Consider the following 17,095-nt stretch of genomic DNA (forward strand, 5'->3'; position numbering starts at 1 on the left):
GTCAGAGACTAGGAACGAGATGTGGTAGGGATTTGAGCTTAAGTTGACACCAATGGCTCATGCTTTACCCCTACTGCTATTCCTACCTTGATCTAACTCTTCCTCGGTGACTCCTGCTACAAGTTTTTGTCAAAAATAATTGATTAATAAAAATAGTATCTATGACATCTATCATTGGATACTACTTATTGCTAATAATTTTGATTAATAATGTAGTGTAAATAACATTTATTAATTTTATAGTCATGAGTGAGATATGACTGCTTTGAATTGTGAAAATTTGATGATTCTTTAGTTTATATTCGGCAAATAGTATCCTGGTAAGTATTCTGATAATCAGAAGATAGGGTATATATCCAGTAAATCCATACATTACTTAGCTTAAAAATCTATGTTACGACAAACTGCTTTTGGCATCGCTTTAAGTACGCTTGTCATCGCTAGTGGCTATATGACTGCTGCGAATCCAGATAATAGTTCTGCTAAACAACCTGGCCGATATCAGCCTTCATCACTGGTGACAAGTCAAGCCAAAATATCTAATCTTGGGTTTGAAACTACTAATTTAGAGAAATCGGTTTTTACTCAAATTAATCAATATCGGGCAAAACGCGGGCTAAAACAACTAAATTTAAGCGAAAAAATCAGTCAGCAAGCCAGGATTCACAGTCAAAATATGGCGACGGGTGAAGTTCCTTTTAGCCATCAAGGATTTGAACAGCGGGTGATGGCGATTCCTCTTAAATACACTAGTGCGGCAGAAAATGTGGCTTATAATACTGGATATAGCAATCCTGCCAATGAGGCGGTTTCTGGTTGGTTAAAAAGTCCCGGTCATCTGAAGAATCTTCAGGGTAAATATAATTTAACTGGGGTTGGTGTGGCTACTAATCAGAAGGGGGAAGTGTATTTAACGCAAATATTTTTGAATGCTAATAAGTAGGGGTTGCTGATGGGGTAGGAGTCAGGGGGAAGAAAGAAATTTTGGGTCATGTTGTCTGGCAAAATAAAGATAATTTATATTTGATAAGTTCATGACATTACAAGATTTTCAGGTTAGCGATCGCGACTTAAGTGATGAAATTCTAGCTGAGTATTTAACATCTCCGGCGATCGCTGTTGATACGGAAACGATGGGACTTTTACCTGGGCGCGATCGCTTATGTCTAGTTCAACTCTGCAACCCGGAAGGACAAGTCACAGCCATTCGGATCTCTAGAGGACAAACGGTAGCACCAAATTTGAAAGTTTTAATGGAAGCAACTGATATTGTCAAGGTTTTCCACTTTGCTAGATTTGATGTTGCTACTTTACGGCAGAATTTAGATATTATTGTACAGCCAATTTTTTGTACTAAAATTGCTAGTAAGTTAGCTAGAACTTATACAAATCGTCATGGTTTAAAAGATGTGGTTTTAGAGTTGGAAAAGGTGGAATTAGACAAAAGTTCCCAATGTTCTGATTGGGGTAATGCTAGTAATTTATCTGATGCACAATTAAGTTATGCGGCTAATGATGTCCGTTATTTGTTAAGTGTACGAGAAAAGCTTACAACTATGTTAGAACGGGAAGAACGTTCGCAAGTTGCCCAAGAATGTTTTCAAGTTTTACCCACAATAGTTACTTTAGATTTATTACAATTCAAGGATTTATTTGAACATTGATAAGTAGGTTGGCGTTGAAAATTGTCGTTATAGCAAGGCAAGAGGCAAGAGGCAAGAGTAAAGAAGTTTTCAGCGATTTTACGTTTCTTTACACAGTTTGGTTTTAGGGACTTCCAAATAAAAAAATACTCAACCACCTAACGCAAAAATCTCTCAAACCCTTATTCCTCTGTGTCCTCTGCGCCTCTGTGGTTCGTTAATCAGGATAATTTATTTCTTGGAAGTCCCTTATTGTGTTCACCTACTTACAGCAGGAGTCACCATTATTCCTCAAATTACCCCACCCTAACCCTCCCCGATGCTTTGGGGAGGGGACTGATTTTTCCGGTTTCCCCCAAAGCATCGGGGGGATTAAGGGGGGTAATTTAACTTGTGTGTACACGATAGCCTTTATAAGGTAAGGGGTAGAACATTTGATACAGCAATTATGACTTTTCAAACACCCTCTTAGAGTTATCCAATTTAAAAAGTATCCCAAATTTTCTTGTGGTGCGGGCATCTTGCCCGCTAACTATACAAGAACGTTTTAGAGAACTCCACAAAAAGAAATGCCCAATGTCACTCTGTTCGCGCAGCGTGCCAGAGGCATTACGAAACGAAGTGTAGTGAATAATCTCTTGAGATGTTTCGTTTCGCTATGGCTAACGCCACGCTCGGCGAACGCTACATTCAGCATGACAAAACAGGATCATTTATTTTGTGGCTTACGCTTAGTAAAAAGCTACATCCAGAATTAATATGCGGAACCCGGGACTTGAACCCGGAAGCCCGTGAAGGCACTAGAACCTGAATCTAGCGCGTCTGCCAATTCCGCCAGTTCCGCAGGCATCGAATTTTATTAACAGTCCATCATTATTGCCTAATTTTTTTGATTTGTCAAGAAAAGATTTGCCAGAATAGAGACAGAACAATTTTAAAATTTTGTTCACATCTAGCCAATCCCCATTTTTCCAATCAAGCTGGCATACTGCATGATAGAATCTAACGGCATTTATGGCATTTGACAACTTAGAGAAGACTCTTCTTTGCTTTTAGCCAGAAGATAATCGACTTAGAATAAAAAGCAACGTCAAACCTTTATAATTACGTACTTTTGGAGGTAGGCTTATTAATTCTTCTAGCAGCTTACCAGATGCCAAGTCTTCACTGGCAACAGACTCCTCAGTCTTGCAAATCAGTGGAGGGCATCCTTTGGGGGGTCATGTAAAAATTAGCGGAGCTAAGAATTCCGCCCTGGTAATCATGGCTGGAACATTCCTCTGTTCCGGTGATTGTCGCATTCGCAATGTTCCCTTATTAGCGGACGTAGAACGGATGGGACAAGTTTTATCAGCTTTAGGATTACGTTTAAATAGAGAAGGGGACATTTTAGATGTTGATGCGCGAGAAATTACCACATCTAAAGCCCCTTATGAACTAGTTACCCAACTGCGAGCCAGTTTTTTTGCCATTGGTCCAATTTTAGCTCGACTAGGAGTAGCACAAATGCCCTTACCAGGGGGTTGTGCCATTGGTGCTAGACCGGTAGATTTGCACGTCAGAGGACTGCAAGCAATGGGCGCAGAAGTGTTAATTGAACACGGTATTTGCAATGCTCATGTTCCTGGGAATAATGGCAGATTAACAGGAGCAAAAATCTATTTAGATACTCCCAGTGTTGGTGCGACAGAAACCTTGATGATGGCTGCTACCCTAGCAGATGGAGAAACCATCATTGATAATGCTGCCAGAGAGCCAGAAGTAGTTGATTTAGCTAACTTCTGTAACTCAATGGGAGCAAAAATTCAAGGTGCAGGAACAAGTACAATTACGATAGTCGGTGTACCTAAATTACACTCTACTGATTATACTATTATTCCTGACCGCATTGAAGCAGGAACATTATTAATTGCTGGTGCAATTACCCGTTCTGAACTACTTCTATCTCCTGTTGTACCAGATCATTTAATCCCCGTTATTGCCAAGTTACAGGAGATTGGTATATCTATTATTGAGGAAGGGAAAGATTGCTTACGGATTTTGCCAGCGAAAACTCTCAAAGCTATAAATATTGATACCTTGCCCCATCCTGGCTTTCCTACGGATATGCAAGCACCTTTCATGGCTTTACTAACTGTAGCTGAAGGTGACAGTATCATTAACGAATCAGTCTTTGAAAATCGCTTGCGTCATGCTTCTGAGTTAAATCGTCTGGGCGCGGATATCCGTGTTAAAGGTAATACTGCTTTTGTCCGGGGAGTGCCAGTATTATCGGGCGCGCCAGTCATAGGCACGGATTTAAGAGCTTCCGCAGCTTTAGTCATAGCCGGATTAGCAGCGACGGGAACAACCATTGTTCAAGGATTACACCACTTAGATCGAGGCTATGATCGTCTGGATCTAAAGTTGCAGCAGTTAGGAGCGAAAATTCTGCGCGTAAATGAAGCATCGAAAGATGTAGATTTACTTGCTAATAACACTATTACCCCACCCTCAGTTTCTATCTAAGGTTTGAGTATTTTGTCTCTGTGAATTTAATGGCGATTATTTTTATTTATTAATAATTTTCGCCATTAACTTTCTAAAAATCCAATTAATCTGTACAATTATTATTAAGTAAATTTTATAAAAACTAAACATGATTGGGGTAGCAGTTGTTGGTACGGGATTTGGTCAAAAAGTTCATATTCCTACATTTCAAGCACATCATAATACTAAAATCGTCGCTGTTTATCATCGAGATATTAATAAAGCAAAAACTATTGCTACCAGTCATAATATCCCCTATGCAAGTGCTAATTTAGTAGAAATTCTAGCTTTACCCACAGTTGAAGCTGTCAGCATTTCCACACCGCCATTTTTGCATTATGAAATGGCTAAACAGGTTTTGCAAGCTGGTAAACATCTCTTGTTAGAAAAACCTCTAACTTTAAATGTCACCGAAGCTAAAGAATTATATCACTTAGCAAAGAGTCAAGGTGTAATTGCAACTGTAGATTTTGAATTTCGGTTTGTCCCAGAATGGCAATTTTTCGCTCAACTTCTGGCTGCAAATTATGTGGGGAACATCCGATTAATTAAAATTGATTGGTTGGGTTCTTCTCGCGCTGATACTTCTCGTCCTTGGAATTGGTATTCTAGTAAAGAAAAAGGTGGAGGTGCTTTAGGTTCTTTAGGTTCTCATGCTTTCGATTATATTAATTGGTTATTCGGTTCAGTTGGTAAATTAAATGCTCATTTAACTACTGCTATTTCTGAAAGAGTGAACCCTGCAAATGGAGAATTACAAGCAGTTGATACTGATGATACTTGTTTATTATCTTTGGAATTAGTAAATGGTACACCTTGTCAAGTTTCTATTAGTGCAGTTGTTCATGCAGAAAGAACTCATTGGATAGAAGTATATGGGGATAAGGGAACATTAGTTTTAGGTAGCAAAAATCAAAAAGACTATATTCATGGTTTTCAAGTTTGGGGTTCTCAACCGGGTGAATCTTTAAAAGAAATAGCAGTTCCGCAACAATTTCTCTTTCCTCAAAATTATCATGATGGGCGAATTTGTGCTTTTCTTCGGGTTGTTGATGAATGGGTAAAAGGAATTACTAATCATCAACAAACTACACCTTCTCTAAAAGAAGGGGTTTATTCGCAATTGTTAATGGATTTATCCCATGAATCTCATGAAAGAGGAAGTTGGGTAAATGTACCAAGTTTGGGAGAGTTTTTAGATTAGGTGAATGATGATGACTAATAATTACTACAGAAATCATGTAGATAATTATAAAGTTCACGAAATAAAGGACATCTTTTTTGTAAATTTTCTGGGACTATACTTTTTCCAGAACCATTTGATATTATAAAAATATTGAGATTTTTTAACTCTACAGATTGAGATAACGAGAGATTTTTATAGTTTTGGGTAAAAATAAATTTAAGAATTGGTTGATCCATATTTTTTAATTTAAACTATATAAAAATGTTTTTTGGCTGAGAAAATTATACAATATTTTTTCTGAGATTTACAATAAAAATATATTAGGATACAATAAAAATAAATCAACCAAAGGTGGCGTTTATGGCAACCCTACTCAGTGAAATCAAATCACAGACTGGACTGGTCATCTCTTGGGAAGCCTTACCCGATGATTTTCAGTTAGAGGATGAACCAGTGGAAAATACAGGACAGCCACTTTTAGCGGGGGCTTTGCGGGAAAGTTTAGAAATCAGTGGATTTATTCAACCACAGATGTTAATCGCTGCCAATTTCGGGCTGTGTGCCACATTAAATGAGCAATTTGTGGCTAAAGCACCTGATTGGGTATATGTGCCTTCTGTTAAAGAGATATTAGCAGAACGGAAAAGCTATACACCCAATTTGGAAGGGGATATACCTGCTGTAGTGATGGAGTTTTTATCAGATAAAGACGGTGGAGAATATTCAGTTAAGCGTACCTATCCGCTGGGAAAATGGTTTTTTTACGAACAAATTTTACAAGTTGCCATTTACATCATATTTGAGCCAAATGGGGGATTATTAGAATATTATCAACTGGAAAATGGACGTTATGAATTAAAACAACCAGATGAGAATGGTCGTCATTGGATTGACGCAATGGGACTGTTTTTAGGAACTTGGCGAGGGGAAAAGGAAGGTCGTTCTGGGTATTGGTTAAGATGGTGGGATCAATCAGGTAATTTGTTACCTTGGGCTGTGGAATTGATTGAACAGGAACGCCAAAGGGCGGAACAGGAAAGTCAACGGGCGGAACAGGAACATCAACGGGCGGAACAAGAACGGGAGGAAAAAGAACGGCTAATAGCTTATTTGCGATCGCAGGGAATTGACCCCAATAATTTGCCTAAAGATGCTTAACTAGATATTTGCAGCCGCACAGATAGCAGTTAAAATGGCATTGTTGATAGCTAAATCCTTTTTTGATAAAATAACATCTTCTGACATTGTACGTTGAGCCACGACAGCACAAACAGCCGCAGCGGCAAAGTTATAAACACCTGCCATTTTGAATAACATTCCTGCTTCCATTTCGTAATTCAAAATATTTAAGCGGCGATATTCTTCGGTAATTCCATTAAGAGATCGGATTAAATAAGGATTAGCTGAATCAGTCCGTTCTTGTCCTTCATAAAAGGTATCAACTGATGCTGTAATTCCTAAATAATGCTCAATTTTTAATTCTTGTGCTGCTTTCACTAAAGCTACTGTGAGAAAAGGATCTGCTGTGGCTGGATACTCTACAGGTGCAATATCATTAGCTGCACCTTGACGACACAAAGCTCCCTTACTAATAACAATACTCCCAACAGATATATATGGTTGAATTGAGCCACAAGTACCAATGCGAATAATTTTTTGAACACCTACTTGTACTAACTCATTAACCACAATACTCAAAGAAGGCGCACCCATACCACTAGTAGCAGATAAGATCTTTTTTCCATTGGGTAAATCGCCTAAATAGCTATGCAGTCCCCGATTTTCTGATAGTAACTGCACATTTTGTAAATGAGTTTGGGCGATAAAATTAGCCCGATCAGGATCACCTGATAATAAAGCAATTTCGGGAGGAAATTCACCTAAATCTGCTTTGCTAAAACCAATATGATATAGCATTTTATTATTCATGTTTTTCTAATTACTTACTGCATTCTATCAATTGTCCGATATTGAATTGCTTCGGCTACGTGGTGGGTTTTGAGGTTTTCATCTCCTGCTAAATCTGCTATAGTTCGGGATACTTTAAGAATGCGATCGCTCGCTCTTGCAGATAAGCCTAATTTCCTAATTGCAGCTTCTAATAAAGTCCGACTAGCATCATCTAATTTACACCATTTTTGTAAATGACGACTTTGCATTTGGGCATTACATTGTAAATTTTCTTCTTTTTGAAACCGAATTACAGCTTTTTCTCTAGCTTTTTCCACTCGTTCCGCTACAGATTTCGATGCTTCTCCTGTTGGTTGTTGGGTAATTTCCTCTGGTTTCAACCGATTTACTGCTACTTGCAAATCAATTCTATCCATTAATGGTCCAGATAATTTTGCCCAATATTGTTCCCGTTGTCGAGGTGAACAAGTACAGCCTTGAATTGTATCGCCATAATAACCGCAAGGACAGGGATTTGTACTGGCTACTAATGTAAATTGTGCGGGAAAAGTCACAGATTGTTTAGTTCGAGAAATAGTCACAAAACCATCTTCTAACGGTTGACGCAAAAACTCCAAAACATCTCTTTTAAATTCCGTTAATTCATCTAAAAAAAGTACACCTCTGTGAGATAATGAAATTTCGCCAGGACGGGGAAAAGTACCACCACCAACCAAAGATGGACCAGATGCGGAATGGTGGGGACTCCGAAAAGGTCTTTCTCTAACTAAAGAACCCCGATTTTTCAACAATCCAGCCACAGAATGAATGCGTGTTACTTCCAAAGATTCAGGAAAACTTAAAGGTGGTAAAATTCCCGATAACCGCCTTGCTAACATCGTTTTTCCGCTTCCTGGTGGTCCAACAAAAATTAAATTGTGTCCCCCCGCAGCCGCAATTTCTAAAGCCCTGCGGGCGTGCGCTTGTCCTTTGACATCCTGTAGATCTGCTAAATTCAAAGATGTTGACTGGGAAGTTTCAATTGTTTGATTTAACTGGACAGGTTGGTATTTTTGAGGATTATTTAATAAGTCCACTACATCAGCAACATCTTTGCAACCATAAACCGTTAAACCTTCAACAACAGCAGCTTCTTGGGCATTATCAATAGGAACAACTAAACCTGTAATTCCCATTTTTTTTGCAGTTGCAGCAATAGGAAGAACACCAGCAACCGGACGCAAACTACCATCTAGAGAAACTTCACCTAAAAATAAAAAATCTCCCAACAAATCGGCATTAACTTGTTCAGAAGCTGCTAAAATACCCACACTAATTGGTAAATCAAAAGCAGGTCCTTCCTTTCTTAAATCTGCGGGAGTTAGGTTAATGACAATCTTCCGTATAGGAAAGGCAAAACCTGCATTTTTCAAAGTGGCTTTTACCCGTTCTTTAGATTCTTGAATAGCCGAATCTGGTAAACCTAAAATCACAATTCCCGGTAAACCACCGGAAACATCAACTTCCACACCCACTTTTACAGCGTCAATCCCGATGATAGATGCACTCCAAACTCTTGCCAGCATTTTTCTATATGAATAAACCTTGAGGATATCAAAGCAGATTTTTAGGTAAATTAACAATGAGTGAAATCACTGAATAAAAATGTTATTAAAAACTTTTAAAACAACCTCCAAGGGACTTCCAATTAAAAAAATCCCCAAAAGTTTCTTGTGGTGCGGGACGAATTGCCCGCTAATTACCAAGGACAGGCAGGATGCCCATCCCACAAAATTGGGTAATTTATTTTTTGGTGATCCCTAAGGAATGATACACTTTAAATTACCTAAATTAACCATTTGTTCCTGAGACTGGGGAATAGTTAGCTGAAAATAACAAATACCTCCTTCATAGTCCACATTAGCTGCATATTTTCCCGGAGCAACACTGTCTAAATAAAAATCTCCTTCCTTACCAATAGGTGAGTTAATAATTTGATTATTCACAGTTATATTTAACTGACCATAGGACGGAATTACAGTTTTTCCTGATGTTTCTACCGACAAAGTACCGACAAGACTCTGAATTAGTTGCACAGAAAAACGCACAACCGCCCCACCTCGAAAAGGTGGGGTAATTACTTTTTCATTAGCATCAATTTTGTAGTTTAAAGGAATATCCTCATCTTGGATTTTCAAATTATTCCCATTGTAAGGGCGCAGATTAGTAATCATTAAATTACCCTGAGAACCAGTGCGTCCAACTTCCTGATTATTACTGTAACCACGCACACCCCTCACCCCTGGAACTTGCATGATTGCAAAGCTTTGGGTAACAGGAGGGGCAAAGAAGACATTATTCCCTATGCCGATAATACTACCAGAGACATTAACAGAGCCACTATTTGTACCATTACTGCGGTTGAGGTTTAACTCATAAACACCAAAGGGAGCGCGATACTGGATACTACCATTGGCGGGAATTTTTTCCCCGTTGGGGTTAACCTGAAGACGGTAGCCCAAGCCATTACCAGTCGGTGGAGATTTCTGCACAGATACAGTGGAGTTAATTGCAGTTTTACCATTGGTATTTTGCCGATTAATACTGGCTCTAGCATTACCTAAAGTATAATTGAAACCGATAAATAGTGCATTTGTGGTTGGTTGTGTAGGTTGGTTAGACTGGGTGAGATTTATAGATAAATCTGCACGGGAATTGAGACGCAAACTACTAGTGAAACCTAGACGGTTATTCTGTCCTTTGTCACGGAAGTCAGAGGACGCATACTGCAAACCTAAGCTTAAATTACGGGTAGGAGATATAGAAATAAAAGCATTATTTTCTAACTTAGCTCTGTCATCTAATGCTGTCAAACTTAAATTAGCATATCGGTCACTCAACAGCCGCACCGAACCACCAAAACCGATATTACGACGAGAATAGCTATAAGTCAGAGCAGCCGCAGCCCCCGGTATTCCTGATTCACTACTGGCGGCTAGGGATAGTCCTAAAGCCCCAAAGGGCAGGATAGTGGTTAGACTAGAACCACCACTAATTAAATTACTAGCAACCTCCAATTTTATTTAGCTGCATTGATTACAAATAAGTAGTGAGACAGAATTAATTACACAATGTCATTGCGTAAGCGTTGCGTGGCGTTAGCCATATGAAACGAAGTGAAATGAAGCGATAGCGAAGCGCTGCTGCAAGCAGTTCGCAAGGGTTGTGATTGCTTCCCTTCGCTCGCAATGACTGTAAATATTTTTGTCCAATTAAGTAGGTTGGTGTTGAAAATTGTCGTTATGGCAAGGCAAAAGGCAAGAGGCAAGAGTGAAGAGGGTTTGGGCGATTTTACATTTCTTTACACAGTTTGGTTTTATTGTGTTCACCTACTTACTTAAACATTTACATATATTCCAGAATAAGTAAATAAAGTTACTGAACACATAAACGCCTCTTTTTTCAACGGGGCTTTCAGGCTCTATCCCTTATGAAATAAGCTGTTTAGCCACATTGTCACCCGTTAAGCCTCTTTTACACTCCCTGCAACTGAGCTTAGATGATGTGATGCCCTGGTGTTGATAGTTGGGATAATTCATTTTCTATCAAGTATAATTAAATCAACCATAACGGTGAAGTTAAGGTATATAAATCATGGTTCAAGTTTTACAAAAACCAGTAACCTTTGCAGAATTTGCAGACTGGAAACCAGATGGAGAACCCTATGAACTGCATAATGGAGTAATTGTGGAAATGTCACAACCAACAGGACCACATGAAGATGTCATAGGATTATTGATAGAAGAATTAGTAACTGAATACAAAAGACTGAAGTTATCTTATTCCATTCCCAAGCAAGCATTAGTCAAACCACCTAAAAGCGAATCAGGTTATGTACCAGATATTCTATTATTAAACAAAACTAATTTAGTCAATGAACCTCTGTGGCAAAAACAATCAACTGTAACTCAAGCTGCTTCTATTCCCTTAATTGTTGAGGTTGTTAGTACAAATTGGCGTGATGACTACTTAACTAAATTACGAGATTATGAAGAGATTGGCATTCCTGAATATTGGATTATTGATTATTTAGCTTTAGGAGGTATTCGTTATATAGGTAGTCCTAAACAACCTACTATATCTATTTACTTATTAATTGAAGGTGAGTATCAAGTAAGGCAGTTTAGAAATGATGAAAAGATCATATCACCAACTTTTCCAGATTTGAGTTTGACTGCCCAACAGATTTTTCAAGCTGGTAATATTGGTCTGAATCACGGATTAGACGGATTGCGCTGATTTCACGGATTTTAGTAACTTTTATCATAGCAAACAACCTAATCCGCCCCATCTTTTAATCCCTATAATCCGCGATTCTGACTTTGCCGGAGGCACATCGCCGGATTCGTTAAGAATTGTAAAACCATAAGAATGTAAGGATTAAAATGTCATGAAACCTTAAAATGAGAATTGCTGCTTTGAAACCCCCCTTCCAGCTAAAAAAAGTTTTTCTGCTTCCCTCTCCTAAGAGGAGAGGGTTAGGGAGAGGTGCGGGGAGAGGTTTACCAGAGGGGTTTATTTATACATTAAAAACTTTTCAAACATCCTCTTAATTCCTCTAAACTTTCAACCGTGAGGATTGAACGTTGAATTGTTTTTAGTGTCTCAAGATCAGATATTTGTGATATTTTCGGTATGAATCTTAATCCTTCATTACCAAATTTTACTTCTAAACATAACTCAATGCTAGAGAGTCTGTCTTTTCTTTCTCCTTGTTGTTCACCTTGTTGCATTCCTTGTTGCATTCCTTGTTGCAATATTTCCTGATACCAAGGTGATTCGCGTAAAACTGTCATATCCCACCTCATAATTTCTTGAACTAAGGAACTATCTAATACAAACGTAGCAAAAAAAGCAAGAACCGTTTCTAGTTGATTTAATTGTTCATCAGCTTGCAATAAACGCAATGCTTCCCGAATTATAGATTCATCTTCACCACCTTTGAGAATCGGCACAAAAGGCAGTAAAGATGCTAAAGGTTGTTCTAAGGCAATGTTAACATCTACTTCCCACAGGTTAATTACACGGTAATCTTGACGAACTTGTAAACCAGCAAGATTAGATTCAAATCGCGTGGGGATTTCAGCATCACCTGTTTTGAGAATGTTAATTAATACAGGATATGTGGGTAATTTATATTTTTCTTCAGCTAATCCTGTATAAGCTCGCATCCTTCGCGGCAGTTCTGATTTGTACCGCAATTGCAATTCATTAAGAACCATAAATTGCCCATATTCTTTACTTTCAGCACGGATAAGTACATCACTTTCTCTACTAATCCATTGAAATTCAGAATTGAGAATTTCTCCAGCAATCACATCTGGGATTTGCGTTACCCATTTTACCCAATTATTGGGTGCAAGACTAATTAAGCGTTTGGTACTAACATCCGCAGGCTTGGCCATAAAACTATAGATGCACTAACTACACAATAGCTTAACTTTTTATCGCTTGTTCGAGCGATCGCTTAAAATCTTTAACAGATGAGTAAGTAAAAACTGCATGAGTCCGAACACAGAAACCATTTTCAGTAAAATCATTCGTAAAGAAATTCCCGCGAATATTGTTTATGAAGACGATTTAGCCCTAGCCTTTACAGATGTTAACCCCCAAGCACCAGTTCATATCCTCGTTATTCCCAAAAAACCCATAGTTAGTCTAGCTACCGCAGAACCTGAAGACGCAGCACTTTTAGGACATCTATTATTAACAGTCCAGAAAGTTGCAGCAGCAGCGGGACTAGAAAACGGTTATCGAGTCGTTATGAATACTGGCGCTGATGGCGGTCAAACAGTCCATCATCTACATATACACATCCTTGGTCGTCGTCCTATGTCCTGGCCTCCAGGTTAATTATAGCGTTTCCCGGTTATGCACAGAAATCTGTTTTCTGTGCTATTTTTACGGAGTAAATAGACAAATAATTGTTGCTTTGTTACCTACTAACTCAAGTTGCTAAGTAGTGATATAGAATTAATTACACAATGTCATTGCGTTAGCGCAGCGTGGCGTTAGCCATATGGAACGAAGTTAAATGAAGCAATTCTAAGGGTTGTGATTGCTTCCCTTCGCTCGCAATGACTGTAAATATTTTTGTCCAATTACTTATCTGAAAACGGTTCATAGTTTAACTAAATATGAAACCCCTCTCCAAACCTCTCCCCGCAACGGGGAGAGGCTTTGAACTTGTTATAAAAAAGTTTGTATGATAAAAAAGTCCAGCTTCTAGTACAAAACGGCGTAAATAAACCAACCATTCTAAATCCTCCAAAAGCCTATACTGTCTTCATTTTGACTTTTGACTTTTGACTTTTGACTTCCGCCTTGCGGTACTAGCCGTTTTGAGTATAGTTATCTAGTTGAGGCTGGTAATAGGTGATAAAATTCCAGTTCTCATCCTGTACATCCTTAAATCCTGGACATCCTGATTCTGACAATTTCTCTAACTAGCAACTTACGTTACTATATGCAATATCGTCGTTTTGGTAAAACTAATTTATATCTTTCTGTTTTTTCTTTGGGAACAATGCGCTGTTTAATTGATAGGGAGAATGTCCAACAACTTCTGGAAAAAGCTTTATCTTTAGGAATTAATCATTTAGAAACTGCTAGAGGTTACGGTGACAGTGAAGCATATTTAGGTAAGGCTATAAAAGCTGGTTTATCAGTACCTCGCAGTCAAATTCACATTACTACCAAAATTCCCCCAACACCTGATGCTGATTCTATGCGTCGGTATATTGATGAATCTTTAAATCGCTTGAATTTAGATTATCTGGATTGTTTAGGAATTCATGGATTAAATACTTGGCAACATTTAGAATGGGTACAAGCTAAAAATGGCTGTATGCAAGCTGTTGAGGAAGCTATTAATGATGGGAGAGTGCGACATCTTGGGTTTTCTACTCACGGTTCATTAGATGTAATTTTAGCAGCGATAAATACAAATCTTTTTGAATTTGTTAATCTCCATTATTACTATTTTTTTCAACATAATGCCCCCGCTATTAAGTTAGCAAAAGAGAAAGATATGGGCGTTTTTATTATTTCTCCTGCGGATAAGGGCGGAAAATTATATACTCCACCCCAAACTTTAAAGGAACTTTGTCACCCATTGACACCATTAGACTTAAATTATCGGTTTTTGCTGAGTGATAACCACATTCATACTTTGAGTATAGGACCGGCAAACCAGGAAGAATTAGTAATATCTCCAGAACTTTTTGAGAAGAAAAATGAATTAACAAAAGCCGAAATTGATATTTTTGAAAAATTAGAAAATCAGCAAAATAATGTGTTATTAACCGATAAATGTAGTCAATGTTATGCCTGTTTACCTTGCCCGGAAAATATTCATATTCCCGAAGTTTTAAGATTACGAAATCTAGCCGTAGCTTATGATATGACAGATTATGGTAAATATCGTTATGGAATGTTTGAAAATGCCGGTCATTGGTTTCCAGGAATGAAAGCTAACCGTTGTACAGAATGTGGTGATTGTTTGCCCAAATGTCCAGAAAATTTAGATATTCCTACTTTGCTAAAAGATACCCATAAAAGATTGGAGGGGAAAGCAGGAAGAAGATTATGGGGATAAATTGAAAATTTAACCTTGATTCTTTGCGCCTTTGCGTGTTAGCGAAGCGGGGCGAAGCCTGACATATTCATATTTGCCAAAAATCTAAGCTTCTTTAACTCTTACTTCCTCAACTTCTGCCAATGTTTCCATAGTTAGGGGTGTAGATTGACTAGCACCAGAGAGAAGTTTTAACAAATTAGGACGGGCATCATATAATAGATAGATAATGCGATCGCCCATTTCCCACTGTTGGCTTGCAGACATCACCTGTAACCGTTCTTCTCGTTCTAACAATAGTGGTACTAAGATCCCCTCTCGAATTTTTTCTTGGATATGTTCATGTTGAGAGTCAAATTCCGCCGCATTTAATGTAGTTGTTCCTAATTTCACCTGTCCATTTATCAAATATTCATTCCAAGTTTTTACCGGGAAATCAGAGACAAAGGCTTGCTCAACCTTACTATTAACCAAGGGAGAACCTTGGGGATGATGGGGAAATATAGCTAAAACCCGGGGAGGATTAAATTCCTCAGCAGCCCGTTGAGCTAAGACAAAATTCACTTCACCATTGCTAGTAATAGCTAAAAAAGTCCCCAGCGAACCAATACCAGCTTCTTCCAGTATTTCCCCATCTAAAGCACTACTAGCAATCACTCGCAGATTTTGGGCTTCAGCTTGGGCTAAACGTTCCGGGTCAGTATCAATCATCACTACACTTTCTCCCCGTTCTTGAAAAAAGCGGGCAATTAATAAACCCAGGGGATTACAGCCGACAATTACCGCCCCAGTTGCATCTTTAGAAGTAATTCGCAACCATTTAACCAACCAGCCAGCGGTTAAACCTTGACAAAAAACTGTCATGATAATTGTCAAAAAGACTAAGGCTTTAATCGAATCACCACCATTAACGCCCCTCTGGGTCAGTAAAATCGCAAATAAAGACGCTACAGAGGCGGAAACTATGCCTCTGGGTGCAACCCAACTTAAAAATAGTTTCTGTCGCCAATTTAGATCACTATTCCAAGTACACAAAATAATGTTAATGGGGCGAACCACAAACATTAACACCAAAACGGTGAATAAACTCCCCCAACCTAAAGCCAAGACACTGGCAATGGATAAATCAGCCGCTAGGAGGATGAATAATACAGAAACGCTGAGAATTGTCAGTTGATTTTTAAAGCTTCGCAATAACCGCTCTTCGGGAACTGAAGAGTTAGCAAATACCGCACCTGCTACTACTGTGGTCATGATTCCTGATTCAGAGCGAATCATTTGCGCTAGGGCAAATAACACCCATAAAACTGCCAGTACAACCAGATTTTTCAGTTCAAAAGAGATGAAATTGGCGCGTTTGAACATCCAACTCATTAAATATCCACCAACGCCACCAATGCCCGCACCCACAGCGAAACGTAAAATTAGACCAATAATGGCATTAATTGGGTCTGTATCACCGTTTAAAATTGTATCCAAGACAACGTAAGCCAGGATAGCTCCCACGGGATCTATTAAAATTCCTTCGCCTTCTAATAGCGTTGCGACTTGTCTATCTACGTTTATTTGTTGAATTAAAGGACCAATTACGGTCGGTCCGGTGACAACAACAATGGACGCATACAGCACTGCTATATTCCAGGGAAACTCCCCTAGCCAGTGTGCGGCAAGACTTCCCCCTAGTAGGGTGATCAGAGTTCCCAAGGTGACGAGTAACTGGAGACTGAGGGAAACTTTGCCTAACTCCTGTCGATCTAATTTGAGTCCTCCTTCAAACAAAATGATTGCTGTTGCTAGGGAAACAATCACTTCTAATCCTGTTCCTAGTAAATGGGGTTGCAATATTCCCAGCCCGTCTTTACCTAACAGGATGCCTAATAAGAGTAGTAACACGATGCTAGGTAATTTGAAATATGCAGCCATTACCTGGGCGCTAATGCCTGCAAAAACAGTGATCACCATCTGGAGGGTGATTTCAAAAGGTGCTTCCATGTTGTAGATTTTGAGCCATTGATTTCAAAATCCTCTCTAAAGAATCATAAACATTAAGTTTACAAAAATTGTAGTCTGATTATTTTTTTTGGCAAAAGGCAAGAGGTAATGGCTAGTAGTCTGTCAACCTGAAAATGACGGGTGAGGGGAGGTGGAGGGGGTAGGGGAGGTGGGGGGGTAGGGGAGGTGGAGGGGGTAGGGGAGGTAGGGGAGGTAGGG

General features: G+C 38.9%; 13 protein-coding genes and 1 tRNA gene. 8 read left to right on the forward strand and 6 right to left on the reverse strand.

The features are described 5' to 3' along the window. The first annotated feature begins 391 nt into the window (after positions 1-391). On the forward strand, positions 392-943 hold the full coding sequence (locus NG743_RS13210) for a CAP domain-containing protein (RefSeq protein ID WP_027403230.1): 552 nt from the start codon (positions 392-394) through the stop codon (positions 941-943). 91 nt (positions 944-1,034) lie between these two features. Next, positions 1,035-1,664 (forward strand): ribonuclease D, encoded by a 630-nt coding sequence (locus tag NG743_RS13215; RefSeq protein WP_027403231.1) that lies wholly within the window; start codon positions 1,035-1,037, stop codon positions 1,662-1,664. A gap of 739 nt (positions 1,665-2,403) precedes the next feature. Here NG743_RS13215 and NG743_RS13220 read toward each other — a convergent pair. Next, positions 2,404-2,487, reverse strand: a tRNA-Leu gene (locus tag NG743_RS13220). 284 nt (positions 2,488-2,771) lie between these two features. Here NG743_RS13220 and murA point away from each other — a divergent pair. The 3 genes from murA (at position 2,772) to NG743_RS13235 (ending at position 6,516) form a co-directional block, all read left to right on the forward strand. Beyond that, positions 2,772-4,151 (forward strand): UDP-N-acetylglucosamine 1-carboxyvinyltransferase, encoded by a 1,380-nt coding sequence (gene murA, locus NG743_RS13225; protein ID WP_257122151.1) that lies wholly within the window; start codon positions 2,772-2,774, stop codon positions 4,149-4,151. 130 nt (positions 4,152-4,281) lie between these two features. Further along, the gene (locus tag NG743_RS13230) at positions 4,282-5,376 is read left to right on the forward strand and encodes a Gfo/Idh/MocA family protein (RefSeq protein WP_027403233.1); all 1,095 of its coding nucleotides are present in this window, start codon (positions 4,282-4,284) and stop codon (positions 5,374-5,376) included. A 342-nt stretch (positions 5,377-5,718) separates the two neighbouring features. Further along, positions 5,719-6,516: a Uma2 family endonuclease gene (locus NG743_RS13235; RefSeq protein ID WP_257122112.1), complete on the forward strand. Its 798-nt coding sequence runs from the start codon at positions 5,719-5,721 to the stop codon at positions 6,514-6,516. On the opposite strand, the gene NG743_RS13240 is transcribed toward NG743_RS13235, so the two are convergent. The 3 genes from NG743_RS13240 to NG743_RS13250 form a co-directional block, all read right to left on the reverse strand. Beyond that, the gene (locus tag NG743_RS13240; RefSeq protein ID WP_257120227.1) at positions 6,517-7,287 is read right to left on the reverse strand and encodes a nucleoside phosphorylase; all 771 of its coding nucleotides are present in this window, start codon (positions 7,285-7,287) and stop codon (positions 6,517-6,519) included. Between the two features lie 14 nt (positions 7,288-7,301). After that, the gene (locus tag NG743_RS13245; RefSeq protein ID WP_027403237.1) at positions 7,302-8,834 is read right to left on the reverse strand and encodes a YifB family Mg chelatase-like AAA ATPase; all 1,533 of its coding nucleotides are present in this window, start codon (positions 8,832-8,834) and stop codon (positions 7,302-7,304) included. 234 nt (positions 8,835-9,068) lie between these two features. After that, positions 9,069-10,325: a fimbria/pilus outer membrane usher protein gene (locus tag NG743_RS13250; RefSeq protein ID WP_228043829.1), complete on the reverse strand. Its 1,257-nt coding sequence runs from the start codon at positions 10,323-10,325 to the stop codon at positions 9,069-9,071. Positions 10,326-10,902: 577 nt separating this feature from the next. Between NG743_RS13250 and NG743_RS13255 the strand changes: the two genes are divergently transcribed. Continuing rightward, complete coding sequence (locus NG743_RS13255) at positions 10,903-11,547, forward strand: Uma2 family endonuclease (RefSeq protein ID WP_257120228.1); 645 nt, start codon at positions 10,903-10,905, stop codon at positions 11,545-11,547. A gap of 287 nt (positions 11,548-11,834) precedes the next feature. Here NG743_RS13255 and NG743_RS13260 read toward each other — a convergent pair whose 3' ends face one another. Next, on the reverse strand, positions 11,835-12,713 hold the full coding sequence (locus tag NG743_RS13260; RefSeq protein ID WP_257120229.1) for an RpnC/YadD family protein: 879 nt from the start codon (positions 12,711-12,713) through the stop codon (positions 11,835-11,837). Positions 12,714-12,810: 97 nt separating this feature from the next. Between NG743_RS13260 and NG743_RS13265 the strand changes: the two genes are divergently transcribed. Both NG743_RS13265 and NG743_RS13270 read left to right on the forward strand, forming a co-directional pair. Beyond that, a complete protein-coding gene (locus NG743_RS13265) occupies positions 12,811-13,161 on the forward strand; it encodes a histidine triad nucleotide-binding protein (protein WP_027403240.1) in 351 nt (116 codons plus the stop codon). Positions 13,162-13,774: 613 nt separating this feature from the next. Next, entirely contained in the window at positions 13,775-14,905 is a 1,131-nt protein-coding gene (locus NG743_RS13270) for an aldo/keto reductase (RefSeq protein ID WP_193962913.1), read from the forward strand. A gap of 84 nt (positions 14,906-14,989) precedes the next feature. Here NG743_RS13270 and NG743_RS13275 read toward each other — a convergent pair whose 3' ends face one another. Continuing rightward, positions 14,990-16,876: a cation:proton antiporter gene (locus tag NG743_RS13275; RefSeq protein ID WP_257120230.1), complete on the reverse strand. Its 1,887-nt coding sequence runs from the start codon at positions 16,874-16,876 to the stop codon at positions 14,990-14,992. Between the last annotated feature and the right edge of the window lie 219 nt (positions 16,877-17,095).

Source organism: Dolichospermum heterosporum TAC447 (assembly GCF_024584745.1).
Lineage (GTDB): Bacteria > Cyanobacteriota > Cyanobacteriia > Cyanobacteriales > Nostocaceae > Dolichospermum > Dolichospermum heterosporum.

Coding starts and splice junctions, on each gene's coding strand:
- NG743_RS13210 (WP_027403230.1), top strand. CDS start 392: ATGTTACGACAAACTGCTTTTGGCATCGCTTTAAGTACGCTTGTCATC.
- NG743_RS13215 (WP_027403231.1), top strand. CDS start 1,035: ATGACATTACAAGATTTTCAGGTTAGCGATCGCGACTTAAGTGATGAA.
- NG743_RS13230 (WP_027403233.1), top strand. CDS start 4,282: ATGATTGGGGTAGCAGTTGTTGGTACGGGATTTGGTCAAAAAGTTCAT.
- NG743_RS13235 (WP_257122112.1), top strand. CDS start 5,719: ATGGCAACCCTACTCAGTGAAATCAAATCACAGACTGGACTGGTCATC.
- NG743_RS13240 (WP_257120227.1), bottom strand. CDS start 7,287: ATGAATAATAAAATGCTATATCATATTGGTTTTAGCAAAGCAGATTTA.
- NG743_RS13245 (WP_027403237.1), bottom strand. CDS start 8,834: ATGCTGGCAAGAGTTTGGAGTGCATCTATCATCGGGATTGACGCTGTA.
- NG743_RS13255 (WP_257120228.1), top strand. CDS start 10,903: ATGGTTCAAGTTTTACAAAAACCAGTAACCTTTGCAGAATTTGCAGAC.
- NG743_RS13260 (WP_257120229.1), bottom strand. CDS start 12,713: ATGGCCAAGCCTGCGGATGTTAGTACCAAACGCTTAATTAGTCTTGCA.
- NG743_RS13265 (WP_027403240.1), top strand. CDS start 12,811: ATGAGTCCGAACACAGAAACCATTTTCAGTAAAATCATTCGTAAAGAA.
- NG743_RS13270 (WP_193962913.1), top strand. CDS start 13,775: ATGCAATATCGTCGTTTTGGTAAAACTAATTTATATCTTTCTGTTTTT.
- NG743_RS13275 (WP_257120230.1), bottom strand. CDS start 16,876: ATGGAAGCACCTTTTGAAATCACCCTCCAGATGGTGATCACTGTTTTT.